Source organism: Anaerococcus sp. HMSC065G05 (assembly GCF_001812365.1).
Lineage (GTDB): Bacteria > Bacillota > Clostridia > Tissierellales > Peptoniphilaceae > Anaerococcus > Anaerococcus vaginalis.
On record NZ_KV808689.1, the window covers coordinates 37,414 to 64,045 of the forward strand.

Annotated in this window: 27 protein-coding genes; 13 read left to right on the forward strand and 14 right to left on the reverse strand. The window is 28.3% G+C overall.

Annotated features, from left to right (window positions below):
• Positions 1 to 59 precede the first annotated feature (59 nt).
• A complete protein-coding gene (locus HMPREF2852_RS01885; protein ID WP_070605609.1) occupies positions 60 to 713 on the reverse strand; it encodes an HAD family hydrolase in 654 nt (217 codons plus the stop codon).
• A gap of 20 nt (positions 714 to 733) precedes the next feature.
• A complete protein-coding gene (locus tag HMPREF2852_RS01890) occupies positions 734 to 1,273 on the reverse strand; it encodes a GNAT family N-acetyltransferase (protein ID WP_070605611.1) in 540 nt (179 codons plus the stop codon).
• Positions 1,274 to 1,394: 121 nt separating this feature from the next.
• On the opposite strand from HMPREF2852_RS01890, the gene HMPREF2852_RS01895 reads away from it, so the two are divergent.
• Together HMPREF2852_RS01895 and HMPREF2852_RS01900 are read left to right on the forward strand one after the other, a co-directional pair.
• Entirely contained in the window at positions 1,395 to 1,928 is a 534-nt protein-coding gene (locus HMPREF2852_RS01895) for a chromate transporter (protein ID WP_070605613.1), read from the forward strand.
• Entirely contained in the window at positions 1,921 to 2,481 is a 561-nt protein-coding gene (locus HMPREF2852_RS01900; RefSeq protein ID WP_070605615.1) for a chromate transporter, read from the forward strand. The genes HMPREF2852_RS01895 and HMPREF2852_RS01900 overlap by 8 nt, the downstream gene beginning before the upstream one ends.
• 33 nt (positions 2,482 to 2,514) lie before the next feature.
• On the opposite strand, the gene HMPREF2852_RS01905 is transcribed toward HMPREF2852_RS01900, so the two are convergent.
• From HMPREF2852_RS01905 to HMPREF2852_RS01915, 3 genes are all read right to left on the reverse strand, one after another.
• Positions 2,515 to 2,802 (reverse strand): hypothetical protein, encoded by a 288-nt coding sequence (locus tag HMPREF2852_RS01905; RefSeq protein WP_070605617.1) that lies wholly within the window; start codon positions 2,800 to 2,802, stop codon positions 2,515 to 2,517.
• 686 nt (positions 2,803 to 3,488) lie between these two features.
• A complete protein-coding gene (locus HMPREF2852_RS01910) occupies positions 3,489 to 6,164 on the reverse strand; it encodes a cation-translocating P-type ATPase (RefSeq protein ID WP_070605619.1) in 2,676 nt (891 codons plus the stop codon).
• 186 nt (positions 6,165 to 6,350) lie between these two features.
• Positions 6,351 to 6,851 (reverse strand): LURP-one-related/scramblase family protein, encoded by a 501-nt coding sequence (locus HMPREF2852_RS01915; protein ID WP_019119020.1) that lies wholly within the window; start codon positions 6,849 to 6,851, stop codon positions 6,351 to 6,353.
• Between the two features lie 177 nt (positions 6,852 to 7,028).
• Between HMPREF2852_RS01915 and HMPREF2852_RS01920 the strand changes: the two genes are divergently transcribed.
• From HMPREF2852_RS01920 to HMPREF2852_RS01950, 7 genes are all read left to right on the forward strand, one after another.
• Positions 7,029 to 8,396: a TrkH family potassium uptake protein gene (locus HMPREF2852_RS01920; RefSeq protein ID WP_070605621.1), complete on the forward strand. Its 1,368-nt coding sequence runs from the start codon at positions 7,029 to 7,031 to the stop codon at positions 8,394 to 8,396.
• Positions 8,397 to 8,405: 9 nt separating this feature from the next.
• Positions 8,406 to 9,071, forward strand: a complete 666-nt coding sequence (locus HMPREF2852_RS01925) for a potassium channel family protein (protein WP_070605623.1) — start codon at positions 8,406 to 8,408, stop codon at positions 9,069 to 9,071.
• 390 nt (positions 9,072 to 9,461) lie between these two features.
• Complete coding sequence (locus HMPREF2852_RS01930; protein WP_070605625.1) at positions 9,462 to 10,148, forward strand: zinc metallopeptidase; 687 nt, start codon at positions 9,462 to 9,464, stop codon at positions 10,146 to 10,148.
• Between the two features lie 176 nt (positions 10,149 to 10,324).
• Positions 10,325 to 10,789 carry a CtsR family transcriptional regulator gene (locus HMPREF2852_RS01935; RefSeq protein WP_004839685.1) on the forward strand — a complete coding sequence of 155 codons (465 nt, stop codon included), beginning with the start codon at positions 10,325 to 10,327 and terminating at the stop codon, positions 10,787 to 10,789.
• A 2-nt stretch (positions 10,790 to 10,791) separates the two neighbouring features.
• Entirely contained in the window at positions 10,792 to 11,373 is a 582-nt protein-coding gene (locus HMPREF2852_RS01940) for a transcriptional regulator (RefSeq protein WP_070605626.1), read from the forward strand.
• On the forward strand, positions 11,370 to 12,338 hold the full coding sequence (locus tag HMPREF2852_RS01945) for an ATP--guanido phosphotransferase (protein ID WP_070605628.1): 969 nt from the start codon (positions 11,370 to 11,372) through the stop codon (positions 12,336 to 12,338). Before HMPREF2852_RS01940 ends, HMPREF2852_RS01945 begins: the two co-directional genes overlap by 4 nt.
• Positions 12,338 to 14,752, forward strand: coding sequence for an ATP-dependent Clp protease ATP-binding subunit (locus HMPREF2852_RS01950; protein ID WP_070605630.1), 2,415 nt, complete (start codon positions 12,338 to 12,340; stop codon positions 14,750 to 14,752). Before HMPREF2852_RS01945 ends, HMPREF2852_RS01950 begins: the two co-directional genes overlap by 1 nt.
• 59 nt (positions 14,753 to 14,811) lie before the next feature.
• Here the strand turns inward: HMPREF2852_RS01950 and HMPREF2852_RS09960 are convergent, their stop codons facing one another.
• The 7 genes from HMPREF2852_RS09960 to HMPREF2852_RS01980 all read right to left on the reverse strand — a co-directional run bounded on the left by HMPREF2852_RS09960 (position 14,812) and on the right by HMPREF2852_RS01980 (position 20,498).
• Positions 14,812 to 15,243, reverse strand: coding sequence for a hypothetical protein (locus tag HMPREF2852_RS09960; protein ID WP_261667889.1), 432 nt, complete (start codon positions 15,241 to 15,243; stop codon positions 14,812 to 14,814).
• Positions 15,240 to 15,599 (reverse strand): hypothetical protein, encoded by a 360-nt coding sequence (locus HMPREF2852_RS09965; protein WP_261667890.1) that lies wholly within the window; start codon positions 15,597 to 15,599, stop codon positions 15,240 to 15,242. Before HMPREF2852_RS09965 ends, HMPREF2852_RS09960 begins: the two co-directional genes overlap by 4 nt.
• A gap of 308 nt (positions 15,600 to 15,907) precedes the next feature.
• A complete protein-coding gene (locus HMPREF2852_RS01960; protein WP_070605632.1) occupies positions 15,908 to 16,708 on the reverse strand; it encodes a metal ABC transporter permease in 801 nt (266 codons plus the stop codon).
• Positions 16,702 to 17,373, reverse strand: a complete 672-nt coding sequence (locus HMPREF2852_RS01965) for a metal ABC transporter ATP-binding protein (RefSeq protein WP_004839696.1) — start codon at positions 17,371 to 17,373, stop codon at positions 16,702 to 16,704. The genes HMPREF2852_RS01960 and HMPREF2852_RS01965 overlap by 7 nt, the downstream gene beginning before the upstream one ends.
• Positions 17,351 to 18,691, reverse strand: coding sequence for a metal ABC transporter substrate-binding protein (locus tag HMPREF2852_RS01970; RefSeq protein WP_070605635.1), 1,341 nt, complete (start codon positions 18,689 to 18,691; stop codon positions 17,351 to 17,353). The genes HMPREF2852_RS01965 and HMPREF2852_RS01970 overlap by 23 nt, the downstream gene beginning before the upstream one ends.
• Before the next feature lie 45 nt (positions 18,692 to 18,736).
• A complete protein-coding gene (locus HMPREF2852_RS01975) occupies positions 18,737 to 19,423 on the reverse strand; it encodes a ZinT/AdcA family metal-binding protein (RefSeq protein WP_070605637.1) in 687 nt (228 codons plus the stop codon).
• 628 nt (positions 19,424 to 20,051) lie between these two features.
• Positions 20,052 to 20,498 (reverse strand): hypothetical protein, encoded by a 447-nt coding sequence (locus HMPREF2852_RS01980; protein WP_070605638.1) that lies wholly within the window; start codon positions 20,496 to 20,498, stop codon positions 20,052 to 20,054.
• Between the two features lie 57 nt (positions 20,499 to 20,555).
• Here HMPREF2852_RS01980 and HMPREF2852_RS01985 point away from each other — a divergent pair, with 57 nt between their 5' ends.
• Together HMPREF2852_RS01985 and HMPREF2852_RS01990 are read left to right on the forward strand one after the other, a co-directional pair.
• On the forward strand, positions 20,556 to 21,182 hold the full coding sequence (locus HMPREF2852_RS01985) for a hypothetical protein (protein WP_070605640.1): 627 nt from the start codon (positions 20,556 to 20,558) through the stop codon (positions 21,180 to 21,182).
• Positions 21,175 to 22,176 carry a Gfo/Idh/MocA family protein gene (locus HMPREF2852_RS01990; protein ID WP_070605643.1) on the forward strand — a complete coding sequence of 334 codons (1,002 nt, stop codon included), beginning with the start codon at positions 21,175 to 21,177 and terminating at the stop codon, positions 22,174 to 22,176. Before HMPREF2852_RS01985 ends, HMPREF2852_RS01990 begins: the two co-directional genes overlap by 8 nt.
• Positions 22,177 to 22,271: 95 nt before the next feature.
• Here the strand turns inward: HMPREF2852_RS01990 and HMPREF2852_RS01995 are convergent, their stop codons facing one another.
• Positions 22,272 to 22,718 carry a methylated-DNA--[protein]-cysteine S-methyltransferase gene (locus tag HMPREF2852_RS01995; protein ID WP_070605645.1) on the reverse strand — a complete coding sequence of 149 codons (447 nt, stop codon included), beginning with the start codon at positions 22,716 to 22,718 and terminating at the stop codon, positions 22,272 to 22,274.
• Entirely contained in the window at positions 22,718 to 23,575 is an 858-nt protein-coding gene (locus HMPREF2852_RS02000) for a hypothetical protein (RefSeq protein WP_070605647.1), read from the reverse strand. The genes HMPREF2852_RS01995 and HMPREF2852_RS02000 overlap by 1 nt, the downstream gene beginning before the upstream one ends.
• Before the next feature lie 225 nt (positions 23,576 to 23,800).
• Here HMPREF2852_RS02000 and HMPREF2852_RS02005 point away from each other — a divergent pair, with 225 nt between their 5' ends.
• Both HMPREF2852_RS02005 and radA read left to right on the forward strand, forming a co-directional pair.
• Complete coding sequence (locus HMPREF2852_RS02005) at positions 23,801 to 25,117, forward strand: glutamate-cysteine ligase family protein (protein WP_070605649.1); 1,317 nt, start codon at positions 23,801 to 23,803, stop codon at positions 25,115 to 25,117.
• Positions 25,104 to 26,477, forward strand: a complete 1,374-nt coding sequence (radA, locus tag HMPREF2852_RS02010; protein WP_070605651.1) for a DNA repair protein RadA — start codon at positions 25,104 to 25,106, stop codon at positions 26,475 to 26,477. The genes HMPREF2852_RS02005 and radA overlap by 14 nt, the downstream gene beginning before the upstream one ends.
• The last annotated feature ends 155 nt before the right edge of the window (positions 26,478 to 26,632 follow it).

The following is a 26,632-nucleotide window of genomic DNA, read 5'->3' on the forward strand; positions in this document are numbered from 1 at the left end:
GACTCTCTAATTCAGTTTTCTAAAATCCATAATTCAATGAGCCTTTAGGTGGTTTTATTTTATAGATTTTTAATTTTTTCCATATCAATATCTTTGATATTATCAATTACCATATCAGCTTCTTTTTTTATTTCTTGCCATTCATTTTCATTGTATGGGAAATCTTTTATGCCTACGGTTTTTATTCCAAGTTTTTTGGCGGATTTTACTGCATAAAGGGCATCGTCGAATAAAACTGCGTCTTTTGCTTCAATTTTATAGTTATCGAGTGCCTTTTGCCAATATTCCTTGTCGCTTTTTTTGTAAGGAAATTTATCTGGAGTCAGGATAAAATCAAATAAATTTATTATGCCAAGTCTTCTTAGGGCATTTTCTAGATGAATTTTGTCAGTTGATGAACAAATACACATATCATAGCCATCGTTTTTTAATTTTTGTAAAATTTCAACAGCTCCGTCTTTTGCTAGCAAATGATTTTTGTAGGCATCTGTTATTGTAGAAGAAAAATAATCTAAAACTTCTTTTTCGCTTTTGTCTTTGCAGACATTTTCTTTTAACCATTTTACTGTATCCAAAAATGATAAGGCTTCAATTTTTCCTTTCTCTTCGGTTGTAAGTTTGTAATTATATTCTTTTAAAAGTTTTGCTATTGGTTCTAGCCAAATGTGCATGGAATCAAGGATTGTTCCATCGCAATCAAAAAATAATTTCATAAAAACTCCTTAAAATTTTCTTATGCAAGCTTTATATTATCTTCAATGTAAGATTTTGGAAAAATTGAAGTTAATAGATTCATATAATGTTCAAAATTTATTGTTTTATTTAAACTCATTAGCTCAAGCTCAACTCCAAACCATGAAATGTTTATGTCAGTTTGCCTAAAGCCCAAATTTTTGTAAAAATTCTTTCTTTTTTGCCTTTGAACAAGGTTACAAGCATCTTCAACGCAAGGTTCAATTTCAATAATTATTGTTTTATTTTCTCTTTCATTCAAAAGTTCTATAGATTTTGAACCAAGACTTAGTCCCCTATAATCGCTTTTTATGGCAAAATAATCAATCAAAAGCGTATCGTCGCAATCCGAATCCAAGGTAATAAACATTCCTACAAATTCATCATCAAGCAAAATTGGAATAATTCTTCCCAAAGAATTTTCGCAAACTTTTATAATTTGGTCTAGAGGTTTTCTTTCAGCTTTTGGGAAAGCTTCTATATATAAATTTTTAATTTCTTCTAAGTGTTCTAAATAAGAATCTGATAAAATTAAATTCATAAACTTCCTTTCGTTTTTCTTTACATATATTAAATAATCATACTGCAAGAAAGCCTAAAATCAAGACATTTAGCCTGACCTTTGCCTTGTGCTATAATAAAATACAAAGGAGAAATTTAAAATGAAAATATTATTTGAGCTTTACATAACTTTTTTTAAAATAGGTGCTTTTACCTTTGGAGGAGGCTACGCCATGCTTCCGCTCTTACAAAGAGAATTGGTCGATAAAAGAAAATGGATTAGTCAAGAAGAAATTTTAGATTATTACGCAATAGGTCAAACAACTCCAGGAATAATTGCTGTAAATACTTCAACATTTTGTGGTAGAAAAAGAAAGGGAAATTTGGGAGGAATAATTGCATCATTGGGTTTTATTACTCCTTCTATTATAATAATTACTCTTATTGCAAATTTCTTAAAAGAATTTTCACATTTATTAATAATCCAACACGCTTTTGCTGGAATTAGAATTGCAGTTTCGGCTTTAGTTTTAAATACTGTAATAAATATGGTTAAAAAAACTGCTGACACCAAAATAAAAATTTTAATTTTTTTTCTAACTTTTCTTGCTATTGGAATATTTTCCATTTCACCAATAATTATTGTCATAGCTTGTGGGGTTTTTGGAATTCTTTTTGGAGGAAAATATGCTTAGGTTGATGTGGGAATTTTTCAAAACAGGACTTTTTGCAATAGGAGGAGGAATGGCAACTTTTCCTTTCTTACAAAAAATGTCAGAAAATTATGATTGGTTTACAAGCGAAGAATTATTGGATATGATAGCAGTTTCAGAATCAACACCCGGAGCAATTGGCATAAATGCAGCAAGTTTTGCAGGCTACAAGGCTTACGGAATTACTGGAGCAATTCTTGCAAGTATTTCTTTAATAAGTCCTGCAATAATAATAATTTTAATAATAGCTAAATCTTTGGATAAATTTAAAACTTCTCTTATTGTAAAAAATGCTTTTGAATTTATAAGACCATCAACGGCAGGACTTATTTTGGGTGCTATGCTAAATGTTATGGTAATTTCCTTATTTAATGTAAAATTATATGAAAAAACAGGAAATTTTCTAGACTTATTTCAAATAATCCAGCTTGTTTTGTTTCTAGGATTTTTATTTTTATTAAGAAAATACAAAAAAATCCATCCACTATTAATAATAGGGATGGGTGCAGTTTTTGGTGTTATTTTTAAATTGTAAAAGGCAGGAATTTATACTCCTGCTTTTTTGAAATTAAAATTTTGTAGGTAAAATCATTGCAAAATACGCCTTCCACCTATATTTTAAAATTATTTTCATAAAATCACCTAAAAGTTTTGAATCCTTATTGTCATAAAGGGCATCTCTTAAATATGGATAGAGCTTATATGATGCGTAGTTTATATTTGTCTTATTATTTGATAAGTCTTTATATTGGTCTAAAATTTCTTTTCTACAAGTTTCAGTTAAGTTTAAATTTTTATCATTGTAAATTTGGTGAATTTTTTCCATGAAATATTTTTGTTTTTCTTTTTTTCTCATAAATTTACCTCTAATTTTTAAAATTATTATGATATAATTACATTGTTATCGCATCCAATCTGATAACAGAATGGAGGTGCTTACATGAAAGATATATGTTCCTTTATAATTGGCATTTTGACAAATATAATTGGTCATTTTATTTGTAAATGGTTAGATGCCGATGACAAATGTGATAACTAGCCAAATAAAAAAGCAGGAGTTGGCCCTCCTGCTTTTTTAGTCTTACAATGAACTATATGTTCCTTTAGTCATTTTCATTATACTAAGATATAAGAAAAAAAGCAAGATTTGTCATCCTGCTTTTTTGATTCCATGAATCTATATTCTTTTACTCAAAAACAATATACTTATTTAAAATAAAAAATCAATGAAAATTTTTATGCTAAAACTGAGAAATAAAAATTATGATATAATATTTTTGTTATCGTCAACCTAAACTGGTAACAGTTAGGGGGTGATTGGTTTGTTCATATCTCTAGTGTTTTCTATCTTAGCAGGTATAATTTGCCACTATATTTGCAAATTTTTAGATAGATATATTGACGATAATTAGGCAAAAAAAAGCAGGAGTTGCCGCTCCTGCTTTTTTTGATTGGTTGTATACTTTCATATCTCTTAGTAACTACATTATACTAATTAACCAAAAAAAAGCAAGAATTAAAACTCTTGCTTTTTAAAATATTTTATTTTTTTCTAGCACTAATTTTGTGAACTTCTCCTAAAATTAATGGAATAAAGGCAAGTGCTAAAATTATTATCCATTGCCAGGTTATTAATTCTAATTCAAACAAAAATCTTAATGGTCCTACGTACATTACTATTAAAAGTAGGGCGAATGATAGGATATTTGCTTTTATTAATTGTTTGTTTGAACCAATTCCCAATTCTTTTAAAGTATATTTTGTACTTCTTACAGAAAATGCTCTCAAAAGCTCGCTTGTAATTAAGGTTGCAAAAACCATTGTGTGAGCTCCTTCTATATTTCCTGGAAAGATTAATTTTAATCCTATTATATAAGAAATCAAAACTGCAAATGTAATCGCTAGTGATTGAACAATTAATGAATTTCTTAAATCTCCAGAAATTATTGATTCTTTTGGATCTCTTGGTTCTCTTTGCATTATATCTTTTTCTCCTGGTTCAACGCCAAGGGCAAGGGCTGGGAAAGCATCTGTTATTAGGTTTAACCAAAGTAATTGGATTGGTGTAAGTGGAGAAGGTAGGCCAAATAAAATTGACAAAAATACAATCAAAACTTCTGCTATGTTACATGAAAGTAGGAATGAAACAAATTTTCTAATATTTGCAAAAATTATTCTTCCTTCTTCGACTGCATTTACAATTGTTGCAAAATTATCATCAACCAAAATCATATTTGCTGTATCTTTTGCAACGTCAGTTCCTGTAATTCCCATAGAAATTCCTATGTCAGCATTTTTGATTGCTGGAGCATCGTTTACTCCGTCTCCTGTCATGGCAACTATTTCGCCGTTTTCTTGAAGGGCGTTTACAAGTTGAACTTTATTTTGTGGAGATACTCTTGCAAAAACTCTTTTTTCTTTGGCGATTTTTCTAATTTCATCATCTGTCATATTATTTAATTCTTTTCCTTCGATTGCTTGGTCTTTTGAATCTGCAATTCCCAAATCTCTTGCTATGGCGAAGGCTGTTTCTAAATAATCTCCAGTAATCATTAAAACATCAATTCCTGATGAGTGGCACTCTGCTACAGCTTTTTTTGCTTCTGGTCTTGGCGGATCAATCATTCCAGTTAATCCAACAAAGATCATTTCTTTTTCTATATTTTCGCTTGTTAAATCTTCATTTTTTATTGAATCAAATTCCCTAAAGGCGTAAGCCATTACACGAAGAGCTTGTTTGGCAAGATTTTTATTTTCATCCATTGCCTTTTGCTTTAAATCTTCAGTGAAATCGACAATTTCTCCATTTAATAAAATTTTTGAAGAATTTGAAATTATTATATCCGGAGCACCTTTTGTCATTGCCTTATAATTTTCTTTGACGTTATGGAAGGTTGTCATCATTTTTCTGTCAGAATCAAAAGGAATTTCTTCAATTCTTGGATGTTTTTTTTCTAAATCTTCTTGAACTATTCCCCATTTTTCAGAAAATGTAAGCATAGCGCCTTCTGTTGGATCTCCAATAATTTTATATTGGTCATTTTCCAAAACCAAATCAGCATCGTTACATAAAGTCGAAATTTTCATTAGAAGTTTTATATTTTCTTCATCTTCTATTTTTTCATCATCAAGTTTTATGTGACCTTTTGGTTCGTATCCGCTTCCTTCAACTTCATATTCTTTTTCATTTGTCCAAATTTTTGTAATGGTCATCTCGTTTTGAGTTAGAGTTCCTGTTTTATCTGAACAAATTGCTGTTGTAGCTCCAAGAGTTTCTACAGAAACCAAAGATTTTACAATTGCTTTTCTTTCTGCCATTCTGTTCATACCGATTGATAAAACTATTGTTACAACTGCTGTAAGTCCTTCAGGAATTGCTGCAACTGCAAGGGAAACTGCAACCATTAAATTATCTAAAAGTGAATCGCCAGTTCTAAAATATCCAACAACAAATACAATTATACAAACAACAACTACAAGAATTGCCAAAAGTTTTGATAATTTATTTAATTGTCTTTGTAATGGCGTATCCTTATCTTCAACTTGATGAAGGCTTGATGCGATTTTTCCCATTTCTGTGTCAGAACCAGTTTGAGTAACAATTCCTCTTGCGTGTCCGTAAGTTACAATAGTTGATGAGAAAGCAAAATTTTCCCTATCGCCAATTCCTACTTCGCTATCATAAACAGCTTCAGAATTTTTTTCTGTTGCAACAGATTCTCCAGTAAGAGAAGACTCGTCGATTTTTAAATTTGATGATTCTAATAAACGCATATCAGCTGGAACAATATCGCCAGTTTCAATTACAACTACATCGCCCACAACTAACTCTTCTGCTTTTACTTTTATTTTTTTGCCATCACGAATTACGCTTGCCTCAGGCGATGACATTTTTTGCAAGGCCTCAACAGAATCTTCTGCTTTTCCTTCTTGAATAATTGACATAATTGCATTGATAATAACGATAGCAATAATTATAAAACATTCAACTTTATCGCCTGTAAAAGCTGAAACGATTGATGCAACTATCAATAAAATTACCATAGGATCAATGATTTGCTCGGCGATTTTTTTACCAAGAGATTTTTTCTTCTTAGATTCAATTTTATTTGGGCCGTTTTCTTCAAGACGTTTTGCTGCAAGTTCGCTTGACAAGCCTCTTGCGCTATCTGAGTCAAGTTTTTTTACAATTTCATTTTTTTGACCTAAATAGTCCATTCCTACCTCCTTAAATTTTTTTATTTTAATTTTTTTCTTTACAAAAAGAAAAGACTTCTGGCACATCGCCAAAAGTCTTGCTACCAAGTGGTTTATTCAACCGGGTTAAACCGTAATGACGATTGAATAATTAAGCTACTCCCTCTTGTTGATATAATTATATGTTAAATATTTTAAAAATCAATTTTAATTTGAAGCGTTAGCTGCAGCATCATCTCTATTTTTCATTTCATTTATGCAAAGACAAAGGGCAATCAAAACTAAAGTAAAATTTTCGTCATAAACCGTAAGCTCATATTGGTCGCTAAAAGCAAAAAATTTCTTGTTCATATCAGCAATCAAATTATTTTGGTAATAAACTTCAAAATCATGGTCCATAAAAGAGCCTTTTAAATTTAATTCTTTTCCATCATAAAAAGCATCGACTTTCCTTTTTAAAAAAGATAATTTTTGATTTATTTCCATACGACTTCCATCACAAAAATCAACATAATAAGTTTGGAGAAAAGAAAGAATTTTTTTGGAAATATTAAATAAAATATTTCCATCCATATCTTTTAATTTCGCCTCATAACCTACGAATTTAAAATCTTGGTCAAAAAAGAAAACTTCCTTTCCGTTTTCATCTAAAATCGGATACTTATCTGTAATTTTAAAAAATTTTTCCTTAAAATAATATTTTTTCATAAAAAACTCCAATCTGCTTTTTTAATTTATACCCTCAAAAATAATATAAAACAAAAAAATAAATTATTTGTAAAGTCTTTTGTCTTTGTGTTGACATTTATAATCTAGGGTATAAAATTAGATGAGATAAGCTTTAAAATAGGCTTTAAATTTATTGGTTTTATTTAAGGAAAGAAAATGAGAAATATTAGTAAAAATAAACAAAATTTTTTGGAAAAATTATCAGATAAAATTACATCAAATCCACCCTTGTATTTGACTTTGGGTTTTGCAATTTTGATTATTATTGGAGGATGTATTTTATCTTTGCCGATTTTTACAAGAAGTGGCAAGGCTACAAATTTAGTTGATTCGATTTTTGTAGCGGCATCAGCATCTTGCGTAACAGGACTTACCACCGTTAACACTGCAGAGCATTGGAATTCTTACGGCCATCTTTTGATTTTGTTTTTAATTCAAATTGGAGGACTTGGTGTAATGACTTTGGCTACACTTTTTCCCTTACTTTTAAGAAAAAAAATAGGATTAAAGTCAAGACAAATTTTAAAAGAGCAATTAAATATTGATACCCTACAAGGAATTATGAAATTATTCAAATATGTTTTGGTTTTTACATTTTTTGTGGAATTTTTGGGAGCATTTTTCTTGTCCCTTCGCTTTGTTCCGATTTTTGGTATGGCAAAGGGCTGGTGGTATTCGATTTTCCATTCGATTTCTGCTTTTTGTAATGCAGGTTTTGATCTTTTGGGAGATTCGATTTATCCATACAGAAATGATAATTTGGTTAATCTTACTTTGATGAGTTTGATTGTAATTGGTGGACTTGGTTTTATGGTTACGGCGGAAATTTTTAGGAAAAGATCTTTCAAAAAATTATCTACTCACGCCAAATTAGTTTTGATAATTAGTGCTTTTTTAATTGTGATTGGAACTCTTGCTTTTTATTTGATTGAAAGTCAAGTTGGTGGAGTTTTGTACAAAGAAGGATTTAAAAATTCCATAATGCAATCAGCTTTTCAATCAATTTCTGCAAGAACTGCGGGATTTTATTCTGTAAAATTAAATCAAATGCACGATACAAGTGTTTTGCTTTTGATAATTTTGATGGTAATAGGGGGTTCTCCAGGATCAACTGCTGGTGGGTTAAAAACAACAACTTTTGGAGTTTTGATTTTATCAACAATTTCAATTTTTAAACAAGAAGATGAAGTTACTATTTTTAAAAAACATATAGAACCAAAAATCATTAGAAAGGCACTTGCGATTATAATGGTTTATTTGGGACTTATATTTATAGTTATTTTTATTTTGTCATTGAGCGAAAATTTTAAAGTAATTGATATTTCTTACGAAGTTTCATCAGCCTTTGCAACAGTTGGAGCAAGTAGAGGAATCACAGGGGACTTGTCAACACTTGGAAAAATTTTAATAACAATAAGTATGTATCTAGGAAGAATTGGTCCAATGACTATGGCTTATTCAATTGGACTTAAATCAAAAACAAAATATATAAGATTTCCAGAAGCAAATATTAGTATAGGTTAGGAGAAAAAAATGATAAAAAGTGTAATAGTTTTAGGAATCGGAAGATTTGGGGAAAGAGTTGCGACAAAACTTTTTGAAGATGGATTAGAAGTTATGGCTGTCGACAAAGATTACGATTTAGTTCAAAATATTTCAGGAAAAGTAACAAGCGCCGTTCAATGTGATATTTCAAATGACAAGGCCCTTGAAGAATTAGGAATGGGAAATTTTGATGTGGCAGTAATTGCAACAGGAGAAAGTCTTGAGGCGTCAATGGCTGCAACTTTATTTGCCAAAGACCATAATGTAGAAAAAATTATAGCCAAAGCAACATCAACAAATCACGCAAGAATTTTGAAAAAAATTGGAGCAGATCAAATAATTTTTCCAGAAATTGATATGGGAGAAAAACTTGCAAGAAGCATAGCAGGATCAAATCTCCTTCAATTTTTCCATTTTTCAGACGATTATTCTATGATAGAATTAAAAGCCTACGACGAGCTTGTAGGAAAATCTCTAAAAGAAATAGATTTTAGAAAAAAATATAAAATGATGGTAATAGCTTATAAAAGAGATGGAGAATTAATAATAAATCCAGAAGCAAATTGGAAAATCGAAAAAGATGATACTTTGGTATTATTAGGAGATAGCGATCATGCAGATAAGCTTCAAAAAGAAGTTGACAAATATAAATAAAAATCAAGATAGGAAAACGAAAATTTATCTTATAAATATTGAAAACAAAAGGATGTAAAAATTCGTGAAAAAAGTTTGCATTTTTAAAAAATCATGCTATAATAATATTAGCTAGTAAATAGCTAGGTTTTTCATTATTAATTCCTTATAGTTTTCCCTATAGAAAACTAGGACTAACTTATTCTTTTCTATATTATAAAAAGGCCCAAAGGGGTCTTTTTATTTTGCCAAAAATTTTCAAAGATTTTATTTGATTTTTTGCATATTTAAATCAAGAGCTCTTTTTATTAACTTTATATTTTAAATTTCTAATTTCCTTGTGTTTTATTTTTTTACCAATTGAAATAAAAAATCCCTGTAGTATATTGAAAAAAATAAAAGGAGAAAATTATGTTTTATTTTGACAGAACTTATATTTTGGTTCTCATTGGACTTCTTATTAGTAGTCTGGCTCAAGCTAATATTCAAAGAAAATTTGATAAGTATAAAAAAATAAAAACTCAAAAATCTATAACAGGTTTTGATGCTGCAAGATATATTTTATCTACAAATTCTTACAATGATATTTCTATTAAAAAGGTTAGGGGATCCTTGTCTGATTATTTTAATCCGATTAATAAAGAAATTGCCTTATCAGAAACTTCTATGACTGACACTTCAATTGCATCTCTTGCAGTTGCAGCTCATGAGTGCGGTCACGTTATCCAATATAAAAAAGGTTATATTCCTTTAAAAATAAAATCTTATATAGTTCCTGCTGTAAATCTTGGATCAAAATTATCTTTTCCTATGATTTTGTTGGGAATTTTTCTTTCTATGGGAAAATTAATTAGCATTGGAATATTTTTATTTTCTTTTGTTTTGATTTTTCAAATTATTACTCTTCCTGTAGAATTTGATGCATCAAGAAGGGCTTTGAAAGTTTTAAATGAATCGGGCATGCTCGTTGGTGTCGAAAATGATTATGCAAAAGATATGTTAAAAGCTGCAGCTTTAACTTATGTGGCAGCTACAATTTCTACTGCTTTACAATTTTTAAGACTTTGGATTTTGTTTGGCAATAGGCGAGATGATTAAAAAAATTAACAAGGCTAAAATATTTTAAAATATTTGGCCTTGTTTTTTATATTTTTATTGCATATCAATATTCTTGAATCTCTACTATTTTAGTGTACAATAAAAATAAGATTCGAATTGAATCTTTATTTATTATTTGAAAGGTCAGAGAAAGTCAAAGAAATCGAGGTAAATCTATGGCAGGACTAACGTCTGATATAGAAAAATTCTTGAAAGCTCTTTTGGAAGATACTCAAGATGGTTTTGTAGAAATTGGAAGAAATGATTTGGCAACAAGGTTTGAGTGCTCTCCTAGTCAAATTAATTATGTGCTTTCTACAAGATTTACTCCATACAATGGATATTTAATTGAAAGCAAAAGAGGCGGCAACGGCTTTATAAGAATTATTACTATAGTTGAAGATGAAGATGATTATATAAAATATATTATTAAAAATTTAGATAAAGAATTAACTGAGGAAAGGGCAAAAAGTTTTTTTACGGAACTTTTTAACAAGGGATATATGGACGAAAATGAATTGGGAATTGCAGTTTACGCTATCCTTGACAAGTCCCTTATGAATGTAGAAAAAAATAAGAGAAATTTAGTAAGGCATGATATAGTAAAAAATATTTTACTGAGCTTTCTAATAAGGAGTTAATTATGAAGTGTGACAGATGCGACAACGAAGCAAATGTAACTGTAAAAGCAATTATAAATGGCATAGAACATGATTTCCACTTGTGCAATGATTGTATGGAAAAATTATCCAAAGGCGAAGGAAATTTTCTTTTTGATGGAAATGAAAAAGATATTGATATAAATAATTTTGATTGGAAAAGCTTGGTAGATAAATTTGTTCCAAGCCTTGACCAAATTATCGATTCTTATTATGATTACAAAATTTCCAAAAATAATTTTTCTTATGATTATTTTTCATCATTAAAAGAAGAAACTTGTCCAAAGTGTGGAAATTCTTTGACAAATATAAAAAGTGGAGTTTTTGGATGTCCTTATTGCTATGAAATCGACAAAAAACTTACGGTAGAAATTTTGAAGGCTGTAAATAATTTGAAAAAATATGACGGAAAATTTCCAAAAAAACACAGAGATTTCAGAGAAGTGGCAATAAAAATTAAAAATTTGCAAGAACAGTTGCAAAAATCAGTTGAGATTGAAGATTTTGAAAAGGCTCAAGATCTTAAAGAAAAAATAGATGAATTGAATATGAAGGTGAGAAATTGATAGATTATTATAAGGACATAATACTTGAAAACAACTTATCTTTGAAAAGAAATATTGAAGGATATAATTTTCCCATAAGTCTTTCGGAAAAAGATTCTCTAGAAATTATTGAAAAATTTAGGGAAATTTATGGGGATGAATTGATACTTTTAGATGAGATAGATGAAAATACTTTAAATAAACTTATTAATGCAGGAATAATTACAGAAGATTCAAAAAATAAAGAAGCTGTGATTGGCTTTGTTTTTGAGGATGATTATATTCTTGTTATAAATAATAAAGACCATATTTCTATAAATATTTCAAATTTTGGAGAAGAAATCAAGCTTGCTTATGAAAGGGCGATGGAAATTGAAGAAGATTTGGATAAAAAATTTGATTTTTCTTTTTCTCCTCAATATGGATATTTGACAAGTTTTGGTAGAGATTGTGGAAATGGAATTGAAATAAGGTTTAAATTATTTTTGTTTGGACTTTTGGATAATACCCAAGCATATCTAACTTTAAAATCAAGTCTTGCTCATGATGGAATTTATCTTACAAGATTTGTTCCAGAATATTTTAAATCCTATGACGATGATATTTATATTTTGAAAAATTTCGGAAATTATAGGGAGAAAACGGACGAATATTTGGAAAATTTTGAAAATATTTTAGATACAATTGTTAGAAATGAGAGAAGATTTAGGAGAGATTTCCAATCTTTAAACGGATTAAATGATGAAGACATAAAAGATTCTATAAAAATTTTGGAAGATAATTTGGAAAGCAAAAATTTAAAGACAATGACTGCTATGGTCAATTGTCTTTATGATTTAAAAAAATATAATATTTTGGGTTTTAAAACAAAATTATCAAATCAAGAAATTGAGTATTTGATTTTCAATATTACAAAGGATAAGTACAAGGGCAACCGTGACAATGAAAGATATGAATTTTTAAATTCGTACATGGAGGCTAGATAATGGAAAATAACAAATTAAATAGGCTAACAGGTCAGGCTCGAAGGGAATCTTATTCTCTTAGCCACGATTATATAGGAGTTGAGCATTTGCTTTTGGCTCTTATGAAAACAGGTTCTCTTGCGACAAAGGCTTTGGAAGAAGCTGGTGCAAATTACGAACTTTTAAGGTCAATTGTAATAAATAATATTGGCAAAGGCTCTGCTGTAAGACCTGCAAAGGAATATTCTAATAAAGTAAGACAAATTTTTGATAGGGCAAGACTTTTTGCTCAAAAAAGAAAAAAAGTTTCTGCAAGCGAAGAAGATGTTCTTCTTGCAATTTTAAATGACGACGATTCATTTACAAATTTAATGTTTATGTTGTCAGGTCTTGATAAAAAAATTATCAGAGACAATTTGGTTCGTTTGCAAAAGGAAGAAAAATCTTCAAATACATCTAATAATTTGAGCGAAAATTTAAAAAAATTCGCCAAAAATTTAAATGAAATGGCAGAGGCTGGAAAAATTGATCCAGTTATTGGAAGGGAAGATGAAGTTGAAAGAGTTATTCAAATTCTTTTAAGAAGAACAAAAAACAATCCGATTTTGATTGGAGATCCAGGAGTTGGAAAAACTGCCATAATCGAAGGACTTGCCCAAAGAATTGTTGATGGAAAAGTTCCTTTTGTTATGAAAGAAAAAACAATTGTTTCTCTTGATCTTGCAAGTATGATTGCAGGAACAAAATATCGTGGAGATTTTGAAGATAGACTTAAAAAATTATTTGGAGAACTTGAACAAAGAGAAGATGTAGTTTTATTTATTGACGAATTTCACATGGTTTTGGGAGCTGGAGCAAGTGAAGGCTCTATGGATGCAGCGAATATTTTAAAACCAATTCTTGCCAAAGGCGATATTCAAATTATTGGTGCTACAACAATTGATGAATATAGAAAGCACGTAGAAAAAGACCAAGCTTTAACTAGAAGAATGCAACCAGTTCATGTAGAAGAGCCAAATAAAGATGACACAATAAAAATAATTGAAGGATTGAAAGATAAATACGAAGACCACCACAAGGTGGAAATTACAGAAGAGGCCATAAAAGCTGCTGTAGATTTATCACAAAGATATATTCAAGACAGATTTTTGCCAGACAAGGCAATTGACGTAATTGATGAGGCTTGTTCAAAAGAAAGAATTAAAAATTATAAGGAAAATAAAAATCAAGTTTCAAAAAAAGAAATCTTAGATAAGCTCATTGAAGAAAAAAATATGGCTATAAACGAGCAAAATTTTGAAAAAGCCGCAAGCCTAAGAGATCAAATAAATGAAACTCGCGAAAAGCTTGAAAAAGAAAAAGAAGAAAACAAAACAGATTTAAAAATTTCTTTTGATGAAGTTGCAAAAATTGTTTCATCTTGGTCAAAAGTTCCAATAACAAAATTAACAGAAGACGAAAAACAAAGATATATGGATCTTGATATTGACCTTAAAAAAGAAGTTATAGGTCAAGATAAGGCTATTGATAAAATTTCTCACGCTATAAAAAGAGCAAGAGTTGGCCTAAAAGATCCAAAAAAACCGATAGGTTCATTTATTTTTGTAGGGCCAACAGGAGTTGGAAAAACATATCTTGCAAAATCTTTGGCAAAAAATTTGTTTGGAGATATGGATAATCTAATCAGAATGGATATGAGTGAATATATGGAAAAATTCGCCGTGTCAAGACTTGTTGGATCTCCTCCAGGATATGTTGGTTACGAAGAAGGGGGCCAACTTACAGAAGCTGTAAGAAAAAATCCATATTCTGTAATTTTATTTGACGAAATTGAAAAAGCCCATCCAGATATTTTCAATTTGCTTTTACAAATTCTTGATGATGGACGTTTGACAGATGGTCAAGGAAGAACTGTAGATTTTAAAAATACAATAATAATTATGACAAGTAACGTTGGAGTATCATCTTTAAATCAAAACCCAAAAATTGGATTTGGAACTGGAGATGTGGAAAAAGAAATAGATGATTCAAATAAGGAAATAATAAATAAGGCAATAAAAAACGCCTTTGCTCCAGAATTTTTAAACAGACTTGACGATATAATAATGTTCAACTCACTTGATAAGAACGCCATCAAAGAAATTACAAAAATTTTACTTGAAGAAACAAAAGAAAGATTAAAAAATCTTGGAATAGAAATAAATTACAACAAGAGAGTTGTAGATTTACTTTCAGAAGGCGGATTTTCAAAAGAATACGGAGCAAGACCACTTGAACGTCATATCACAAATAAAATCGACAACCAATTGGCAGAAGAAATATTGGAAGGAAAATTATCAAAAGATATGAAAATTAACCTTACAGTAAAAGAAGGAAAAATAAATTTTGCCAACAAAAAAGAAAAAATAAAAGAAAAATCAGAAGTTTTGGGATAAAAAATAAGGCTTAAAATGAAAATTCATTTTGAGCCTTTTTGATTGAAATTATTAATTTTTTAATTTTCCTTATAAGTTTTTCTCAAAGCTTTTTCTAAATCATCAAAATATTCTAAAATTTCAAGCTTTTCCATGCTGAGCTTAACTTCTTTTTCGATTTTTATATTTGTCTTATCTCCGTCTTTGTGAGGGAGATCTTTTTTAAATTCATTCAGATAGGAAATTATAAGATTTTCTATAGTTTCTTTAGCCTTATCATTATAAGCAAAACCAAAATTTTTCATTTGGTCATCAAGCAAACTTTCCCCGTTTTTTTCAACAAAATCTTTTGTATAAATTTTTAAATCATCAGAGGAATTTCCCATCAAATCATTTACAACTTTTAAATCATTTATTGCATAATAAAGTTTGGAAGAAGTGTCACAAATTGCCAAAAGCTGAGTTTCGTATAAACTTTTTTCGATAGATTCTTCGCCGTTTTCATTAGTCAAATTAGCCCTAAGACTTCCCTTATTTTTTTGATTTTTTCAAGATCAGAGCTAAAAATAAAATACAAATTATTTGCGTAATCGATGCATTCTTCCATAAGAATATCACGAGTTTTGCCAAGATTTTCCTTATTTTTTTCATAAATTTTGTAAGCATAAGTATCTTCAAAAAGCTCATCAGCCATAGAAGGCTTGTAAGTTTCAATGCTTTTTGCATTTTCTTTTTTAGGATTATACATAATAAAAGCGTCTTTTTTTATTTCTTCGTCAGAAAATTTTTTTCCATTTTTTATGATATTACATCCTACAAATATATAAAATAGACTTATAAGAAGTAATAATTTGATTTTTATTTTCATTAAAGCTCCTTGTAATTATTTTAAAGAATAATAAGTAATAATGGAGATAATAAAAAGAATAATTATGATAACTATGATAACTATGATTGATAAGAGTATTATTTTCATAAAATTTTTCATAAGAAATCTCCTTTAGAAAACATTCGCACAACATATAGGTATTTTATCAAAAAAATATTTATAAATCAATTTAATCTATATTTAAAATATTAATTTTATTAAAGTTATAAAATCGAATTGAATTTAAGTGAAATTTTTAAATTTAAAATGGGCTTTACAAAATATAAGATTCTGTAAAAGCCCAATTTTTATACTTTATTTTTTCTTAACTTTTTATATAAAACAAATATTAACATTCCTATTATTGCATTTACAACAATTGCTCCACCGGGTTTTATATCGAATTGATAACTTAGAATAATACCAAGCATCATATAGATTACGCCGAGTGTAATTGTTATAAAAAATGTTTGTTTATAACTTTTAGCAATAATTAAGGCTGTTGCTACTGGTAAAACTATTAAGCTTGTAACCATTAAAGCTCCAATTATTTTTACAGACAAGGCTATAGTTATGGCTGCAAGGAGAGTAAAAGATGCATCAAGTCTTTTTACTTTTACTCCAGAAAGCCTAGCTGTATTTGGATCTATTGCTATAGCTAAAAGAGATGAATATCTTGAAATTGATAATATTAAAACCAAAATAAAGGCAATACTTGTATTTACTATATCTCTATCTGTAACTGATGAAATTGATCCGAAAAGGTAAGATTCAAAAGAATTTCCACCTGGAGCAAAATCTGAAAGAATGGCTGCAATTCCTAAACCAGTACTCATAATAACTGCTGTTGCCATATCTCCATATTGGGGAAGTTTTTTTCTTATAAGTTCTATCAAAAAGGCAGCTACAATACAAACAATTGACGATCCCAAAAGAGGATCAAAACCTAATATTAATCCCATTCCAACTCCAGCAAGAGCTGTGTGAGATAGGGCATCACCTATCATGGAAGTTTTTCTATTTACCATTACAATTCCTATTATAGGAATCATAATAGAAAGTAAAAATCCCAAAAGAAGTGCCTTTCTCATAAAAGCAAATTCTAGCATTTTTTTAAACTCCCTTCTATCATTTCGTATTTTGTCATTTTAATATTTAAAGATTCCATTTCTTTTAATTCGTGAGTAACCATAATTATAGTTACATTAAATTTTTTTGAAAGAAAATCTATTGTTTCAAAAAAATGGTCCTTAGAATACTTATCAACTCCTGCTGTCGGTTCATCAAGAATTAAAATTTTTGGATCATTTATCATAGCTTTTGAAATCATTGCCCTTTGAGCAAGACCTCCTGACAATTCATTTACAGGAGTGTTGATATAATTTTCCATACCCATTTTTTTTAGTATATCTTTTGCTTTTTGGTAATGATTTTTCTTGGGGATTTTAATAAGACCAAATTCTTCGTAAAGATTTAATGAAACTAGTTCAAGGCAAGTTATAGGAAAGGCAATTTTATTTACTATATTTATTTGTGGGACATATCCAATGTCTTTAAAAGAAACATAATCTTCAATATTTTTGCCAAGAATTTTAATTTCTCCACTATTATTTTTTAATTCTCCAAGCATAAGTTTTATTAAAGTTGATTTACCTGAACCATTTCCACCAAGAATTACCGTAAATTCACCGACATCAACATTCAAATTGCAATTTTTTAAAACAGGAATTTGTGAATAAGAAAAATTCAAATTATTTATTGACACTGCTTTCATTATTTTCCTCCTCAGTCATAGATTTGTAGAGATTTTCAAGATTCATTTCCATAAGATCAATATAATTAAGTTTACCTTTCTCCTGTTCCTTATTAACATATTCCATAGAAGCAAGAGGAGAGATTTTTCCACCAATTTCTTCAGCCAAAGCCTGAGCTTGTTTTGGATTTTGTCCATATTCATAAAAAACTGTGGAAATATTTTTGCTTTCAGAAAAGTCTATGGCTTTCTTTATAGTTTTAAGGCTAGGATTTTCTAAACTTGTTAGACCTTGAAGTGGATATTGAATCAAATCAAAATCTCTTGCAATATAAGCATAGGCATAATGAATTACCAAGAAATTTCTCTTATCTTTATCAATTTTTGAAAATTTCTCCTTATATTTTGCATCAATATCAGTAAGTTTATCAACATACTTTAATTTATTTTTCCTATAAATTCTTTCGTTTTTCGGATATTTTTCGGTTAATTTTTCATTGATAGCATTCAAATATTTTTTTGCATTGGTAATAGATAACCATGAATGGGGATCATAAGTTATTTTATCAAATCCAGAAGATGAACCTTCCATCAAAGGTTCTTCCTTTTTTTCATCTTTTAAAAATTTACCATTACTTCCAACCAAATTATATGGAAGAAGATCTTCACTTATCCTGTCGCTTATAAAAATATAATCTCCATCTTTTGGAATATTAAAGAAAATTTCTCCAGATTCATGTCCCATTTCAAGTCCATAAACCTTTCCTTCTTCAAGATCGAAAGTTTCTTTTTGATGAATCAACTCTCCCTTTTGGCTCATTATATCTTTACATTTTTTTACCAAATTTTCTCCACGAGTACCATCATCTTTTATAAAGGCAACCCTCATCATATCTTCATGAGTGTGACCAAAATCAAATTTATTTTTTCCTTTTTTTAAATTTACTTTAGACATATATTGAAAATCACCAATAGCTGCTGCTCCCTTATAAGTAATAAGATCAACAGAATCGGATAATTTTAAAATATCAAGATTTGGTAAATTTTCCTTAACCTTATCAAGCCAAGGTTCCATGTTAGCTCCATTTACAACCAAAAGATCACACTTTGCTAGCTTTTTCATATCCTTAGGACTTGGCTCCCAAAGGTGAGGTTGCTTATCAAGGGGCATAAAAGATTCTACATCTATCGTGTCATCACCAATCATTTTTGTCATTTCATAAACAGGATAAAAGGAAGTATAAACCAAAGGTTTATCGGAAGAGTGTTCATTCTTGTTTGCACAAGAGCTAAAAAGAAAAAGCAAGAAAACAAAAAAACTTATATATCTTTTTTTCATTCTTCCTCCTTAGAAAGAGGGTTGAAAAATTTCAACCCACATAAATTATTCAGTAATTTCATCAATTATTTGTGCATCAGTTGTGTTTGGTTTTACAAAAGTAGGGAACCATCCTTCATCTTTTAATAATTTATCTTTGTCATCGCCATATCTCATGTGGAAATGTGTTAGGCTTTCTTCTCCGTGAATTGGCATCATAAGAATAAATTTATAAGGCGCATCATCATTTACAGCTTCAAAAATATCCCATTCTAATTTATGGCCACCATGTTCAACTTCTTCTTTTCCAACATATTTATATTCGCTTTCACCGATAACTTCACCTTTTTTATCAGGGAAATCTTTTAAGAATTTGATTTTATTATCTTTTATTTCAAGACCACCAAAATCACATTTTCTTTTCTTTAAATAATTTTCTTTAGCTTCTTTTTCATCAACTTTTTCTTTTTCAGCTAAAGTTTTAAAAGCACTTTGAACTTCATCTTTGTCAAGATATCCGCCCATATCATTCCATTCGCCTTCCCAGTCAGAAAGACTTACCTCTGCTGAATCTTCTTTTTTCTCTTCAATATTTGAAGAAGAATCGCTTACATTTGAAGCATCATCTTTTTTCATTTCTTGAGAAACATTTGAACTTGAAGTCTCATCATTTTTTTGATCTTTTTGACAAGCTGTCATAACAAGGCCCAAAGATAAAAGGGCAATTAAACTAAGTGATTTTTTATTTTTCATTTTATTCTCCTTATTATTTAATTTATAAATTTGTATTTTTAGTTAATTAACTATCGACAACTAAATATTAGCAATAAAAATAATAAATGTCAAGAATGATTTGCATTATCATTTAAAATTTTAAAATAAATGGATGAAGAAACTTCTCTACGAAAATATAAAAAAACCAATGAAATCAATATGAATAGGGATAAACTTTAAAATCTAAGCTATAAAAATTTTTTCTATTATTAAATCTTTAAAACTTATATTTTAAATTTGATATTTGGAAAAATGAAACTTGTAAAATCATTATGAAAATAAATGTTGAGCTTATAGTTAAAACTAAAAATTATAAAAGTTTTTTATTAACTGATTAGTGTAAAATGTAAAAATAAATGTCTGTTGTAAAAAATTATTCATTTAAATATAAGAATTCTGATCACATAAATTTGTTTTATTTGAATTTATAATGTCGAGGCAATAATAGAAAAATTTTAAAATTTGAACTAATCTTTTTATTTTACATAGTTGAAATTTATAAATTTTATTAGATATTTATATCTTATGTAAAATAAAATTATATTTTGTATAATGCTAACTTATTTTACCTAGGCTTTAAATTTAAGATTTTTAATCATATACTAGATTAAATTTTATGATCTATGTAATTTTCAAAAATATTTTTAAAAATCACTATATATTTGTAATCTTTAAAGTAAAAATCATAAAAAGTTCCATAAGCCCAAATTCTACACTTTGGATATTTTGAATTTTCTATAGTTTCTATATTTTTTATGTCTTTAAACTTTATAAATTTTGGGAAAACAGGAATTTTTTCAAAAATAATAATAGAATTTTTTGTAACTCCTTTACTTTTTAAGGATAAGAAAAATCCAAAACTTATCAAAAAAATTATGGAAAAATCTAGAAAAGTAAAAGAAAATTTGTAAATTATCAAAAATAAAATCAAAAAAAGTCCTAGGCAAATAAAATAATATATTGGTAAAAACATGGTCTTAGTAATTATTTTATTTTGTATGGATTTGATAAAGATAATCCATACTAATAAGCCAATCAATAAATAATATTTCATAGTACCTCCTTGTATTTATCTACCCAAATTTTGGGTAGAAATTTATCGGGAGGCTTTATGTTTTTAGAAGATACATTCAAAAAATATTTTGATGAAAAATTAATTTTTATTATTTTTACAATTTTAGCTATGGTATATCTATCTTTGAAATTGTTGATAAATGGAGGAGGTCTAATATTTTTATTTTATTTTTTTATTTCTCTTTTGACCTCCCTTATTTTTAGAGAGGCTTGTCTTTCGGACGAAATTTATTTTGAGGATAAGAAAAAGCTTAATAAAAATAATATTCTATCATATATTTTAAGTAAAAATTTATTCACAATTTTTCTTACAGGTGTGCTAGTAATTTTGGTTTTCCTACTTAGTTTTTTGTTAAAATATAAATTAGTAGGTATCAAAGATTTTTTTGATATTATAATTTTAATTCTTGCTACATTGGCAAGTGAGAATATAGTTTTGTTATTTCATAATAAGCCTATATTTACAGAATATCCAAAATCAATGGTTGGAGATAAATATATAGGAAAAACCTATATCAAATCAATTCTTCCATCTTTTTTTATTGATTTATTAATAAGTTTAGTCTTTAAAAGATCTTCTTTGAAATATTTATTTATAATGTGTTATTTAATTTCTATAATTATTTTTTATATTAGGGTAAAAAATAGGGGGTTATATGATTAATTTTGTGAGCATAGGTTCAAATTTCATAGTTGAAAATGTTTTGAAAACAGTGGTAAAAATGGACGGATATGATTATTATGGAGCCTATTCTAGGTCTATTGAAAAGGCTGATTATTTGAAAGAAAAATTTGGGGCGGAAAAATCTTTTGATGATCTTAAAAAAATGCTCGAAGATCCAAAAATCGATTTTGTTTATATAGCAAGTCCAAATTCTTTGCATTATAAGCAGGCAAAAATGTGTCTTTTGGCAAATAAAAATGTGATTTGTGAAAAGCCATTTTTTACCAATACAAAAGAGCTTGATGATTTAATAAAAATTTCAAAAGAAAGAAATTTGTTTTTATTTGAGGCGATTTCCATAAAATATTTGACAAGCCTTGAGCTTTTAAAAAATCTTTTGGGAAAAATCGGAAAAATTTCCACTTGTATGATTAATTATTCCCAATATTCATCAAGATTTGATAAATATAAAGAAGGAGTTGTTGAAAATATTTTTAAAAGCGAATTTTCTGCAGGAGCTTTGGCAGATCTTGGAATTTATAATTTGCATTTGATTTATGAACTTTTTGGAAAAGGAAAAGATTATTCATATTTTGGAAATATAAATCCATACGGCGTTGATATTGCAGGGCAAGGTTTGATCTCTTATGGAGATTTTTCTGTATCATTTACCAATGCCAAAGACAGTAAAAGTGAAAATTATATAATAATCCAAGGCGAAGAAGGCTATATAAAAGTTTTGGGAAATATTCAAGAGGCAGAAAAAATTGAATGTTTTTCAGATGGAAAGCTTGAAATTATTGATATAAAAAAAGAAAAAGATTTGTATTTTTATGAATTTGAATATTTTAAGAAAATTTTTGAAAAAAAAGATTACAATGCTTTTGAAAAAAGACTTTTTGAGTCAAAAGATGTTTTGGAAATGTTTGAAAAATTGAAAAAAACTGGGAAAATCAGAGATTGTTATAATATGATAGAGCCAAGTTCAAAGTAAATTTTTTGGAAAAAATTATAGAAATATTAAAAGAAAAAAATCTTAGGAAATTTTAAAAAGCCTAAGCTATTAAAATTTCCTAAGAAAAATTCCTATTACAATTCATTTACATTTTTTTCAAGCTCCAATAAATATTTTTTCAAATCAAGTCCATAAAAGAATCCGCCCAAATTATTTTTCCCTACAACTCTGTGGCAGGGAATTCTTAATAAAATCGGATTTTTTCCACAAGCAGAGCCAATAGCTTGGTAGGCCTTAGAATTTATTTTTTCGCCAATTTTCTTATAAGTTATAGTCTTTCCATAAGGGATTTTTTCAATTTCTCTCCAAACTTTTTTTTGAAAATCTGTCCCTTGAGGATTTATTTCAAAAGAAAATTTTTTTAAATTCCCATCAAGAAAGGCAGAAATTTCTTCAAAAGCAAAATTTGAAACAAAAGATTTTTTGCCAGACTTTTCTTTATCAACCAAAGTAATTTTTTCAATTTTTTCATTATATTCAATTTCAAAAATAAATTTATCTTTTTTATAATATGCTTTCATTATTTTACTTGTTCTCTGAAAGGAAATTGATTTATTTCGTTTACAAGTATGTAAACTCTACTTATGTCTTTTTCTATAAATGGATTAATAGTTATATCTAACCAGTAGTTTACATCATCACTCATTTCTGATCTTTTTCTTAAAGGGAGGTATAAGGTGAATTTATCTTGGAAAGAATGAATATTTTCTTCACTTGCTTCAAATCCGTAAGGAAGATCGACATATTTTACTGTCATATCTTGTCCATCAATATTTTGAACTTCTTCAGTGTTTACTGGACTATTTATTTCTGCTCTATCAAGTCTTAAAGTATAGGAAGTTTCATCTACTTTTGAATCAATTGAAAATTTTCCATTAAATTCACAAACAGCTACACTCTCAGCATCATAATCTTTATAGACACCTGTAAAATTGCCGTTTTCTGTAAAATTCAATATAGTCCACCAACCGCCAGCTCCAGATGAAAATCGAAATTCTTTTCCATTTAAATCGTTTAAAACTTCAGGATAATTATTAGAATTATCTGATAGGTCAGGATTTGTAAATGTTACATAAGATTTTTTTTGGCTAGGAGTTGGTACAGTTTGAGTTTTGTTTTCTGAATTATTTTGATTATTGGTAGTATTTGTTTTTTGATTTTCGCTTTGGTCTGTCTTATCTTTTGCGATTTTTTTATCTACATTGTCTTTTTCTGTTTTTTGAGAAACTTTTTCGTTTGAATTATCTTCTTCTAATTTTTGAGTTTCTTTTGTTTGGCTTTTTGTTTCAGGTTCTTTTTGATTATTTTTTATAGTTTTTCCGGCGCAAGATGAAAAGATTAAAACCATAGTAAAAATTAGTGCTAATTTCTTTTTCATATCTCCTCCTTTTTTACTATTTAAATTATATTTTTATTAAATATAATCACGTAAAAATTTTTGATTTTTTCTTAATTATATTATATACATTTACAAGAAAAAGATAAAATATTTAAAATTATTTTGCTTTTGATATAAATTATTAAGTTAAATATAGGCAAATTTATTATTAAAGTAAAAAGGGTATATTAAAAGTAGAAAAATGTCTAGAAATTGGAGGATGTTGTGAATTATCAAGAAAAAAAAGATAAAATTGTTGAATATATAAAATCTGGCGAAAGCCAAAAGGAAAAATTTAAAATTGGTCTAGAAATGGAGCATTTTGTTATAGATAAGGATGAGCTTTTTTCTTATGATTATTTTGGAGAAAAGGGCGTGGGCAGTACTTTGAAAGATTTAAAGGGTATGGGTTTTTCTGTGACAAACGAGGAAGATGGATATATTCTTGGTCTTAGAAAAGAAGATATTGCTGTAAATCTTGAGCCTGCTGGTCAATTTGAACTTGCAATTGATGCTAAAAAAAATATAAATGATTTGGATAATTCTTATAAAAAAATTATGGGAGAAATTGTTCCGATTTTTGATGAAAAAAATCAATATCTTGAAACCTTGGGCTATCATCCAAAATCAAAAATAATGGATTTGAATATTATTCCAAAAGATAGGTACAAATATATGCAAAAATATTTTACTGAATTTGGTGGAAAATATGCTTTAAATATGATGAGAGGAACTGCAAGTGTTCAATCTGCCATAGATTTTTCAGATGAAGAAGATTTTAAAAAGAAATTTTTCGTGGCAAATGCTCTTTCTCCTTTTATGTACACTCTTTATGATAACGCCTATATTTTCCAAGGAAAGCCTTATGAAAATAAAAATCTTCGCCAAGAAATTTGGGAAGCTTGTGACAAAAATAGGACGGGCGTTTATGATTTTGCCTTTGATGAGGATATGTCTTATGAAAAATATGCAGAAAAAATTTTAAACACTGATATAATTTTTGTTCATGAAGATGGACAAGATGTTTATAAGGGGAATACAAAATTTGAAAAAATAATGGATAAAGATTTTTCTGATGAGATGATTTTCCACGCTCTTTCTATAGTTTTTCCTGATGTTAGGGTTAAAAAATATATAGAAATTAGGATGCCTGATGCAGTTTCTTATCCATACAATCTTTCTTTTCCAGCCTTAATCAAGGGTTTATTTTATAATGAAGAAAATCTAAATAAATTGAGAGAAGATTTTAAAAATATGACTTATGATTCTTGTCAAAAATTAAAAATGGATGCAAAAGAGCACGGCTTTGATGCAAAATATGAGGGAAAATCTATTTGCGAATGGATAAAATATTTTATTTCTCTTGCAAAAGCTGGACTTGATGAAAATGAAAAAAACTATCTCTCATCAATAGAAAAATTAATTGATGAAAAGGAAACTTTGAGAGATAAATTTGAAAAAATTTATAAGGAAGATCCAAAAAAAGCTTGCGAGAAATTTTCTGTAAATTATGTTTTAGGAGAGATTAATGGCAAAGCTTAAAAGAGCTTTTGAATGTAAAAATTGCGGTCATATTCAAAATGTTTGGGCAGGTCAATGCCCAGAATGTGGCAAATGGGGAACTTTGATTGAAAAAACCATAAAAAATGAAAGGACATCATCAAAAGAAAATTCCCTTGATTTTGAAAATGAGGCAAGGCTATTAAAAGAAGTAAAACTTGATGAGTCTGAAAGAATAAAATCTTCTTTTGACGAATTTGATAGGGCAATTGGCGGAGGGCTTGTAAGAGATTCTGTTTCAATTTTGACAGCAAGACCTGGAGCTGGAAAATCTACTTTGCTTTTGCAATTGTCTTCGTCTTATGCGAAAGATGGTTTTAAGGTAATGTATGTTTCTGGAGAAGAAAGTGAATCTCAAATAAAAGCAAGAGCTGATAGAATTATTGGAGAAATTTCAAAAAATATTTGGATTTTATCAACAAATTCAATGGATCTTGCAGAAATTGAAATAAAGAAAAAAGATGCTGATATTGTAATTTTAGATTCAGTTCAAACATTTTTTCTAAACGAATTTGATAACAAACAAGGTTCTCCTACCCAAACTATTGAATGTGCAAATAAATGCGTTGACCTTGCAAAAAATCCTGAGAAAAAAAGAGCCTTTATTATGGTAGGCCACATGAATAAATCTGGAGAAATGGCAGGGCTTAGAACTTTGGAGCATTTGGTTGATACGGTTTTAGTTTTGGACGGAGAAAGCGAAGACGATTTAAGACTTTTGACAAGTACAAAAAATAGATTTGGACCAACGGGCGAAGTCGGATTATTTTCTATGCAAGAAGAAGGTCTAATCGAAATTACAAATCCGTCAGAATATTTTATTACAGAAAGAGATTCAGCAATTGAAGGATCGGCAATTTCTGTGATGAAAGAAGGAAGTAGGCTTTTGGAAATTGAAATAGAATCTTTGGTTTCAAAATCATTTATGCCCTATCCCCAAAGAATTGGAGATAGTTTGAGAAAAGATGACTTAAATACTTTAATTTCAATTTTACAAGAAAGAGCAGGCATAAATTTATTTGACGAAAATGTAATAATAAAAGCAACAGGCGGACTAAAAATTAGAGAGCAATCAGTAAATCTTGCCATAATGATTTCAATAGCCTCATCATATTTAAAAAAACCAGTCGACAATAAAACGGTTTTTATAGCAGAAGTAGGACTTACAGGAGAGCTTAAAAAAGTTCCACAAATAAAATCAAGATTAAAAGAGCTAGAAAGACTAGGCTACAAAAAAGCCTATATAGGCAAGTGTTCAATAGATAAAAAAGAATACAAAAATTTAGAAATAAAAGAGATGAAAAATATAAAAGAAGTAATTTCAGATGTTTTTTCCAAATAAAAATTATTTATAAAAATCGCATTGATAAAAATAAAATATTTTCAGTGCGATTTTTTAATTGAAAAATAATTTTTTTAAAAGGATTAAAGCTAAAAAATTTCAAAAACAATCGAAAAAATTTTTATTTACTTATAAAAATACTTATAGAATAATTT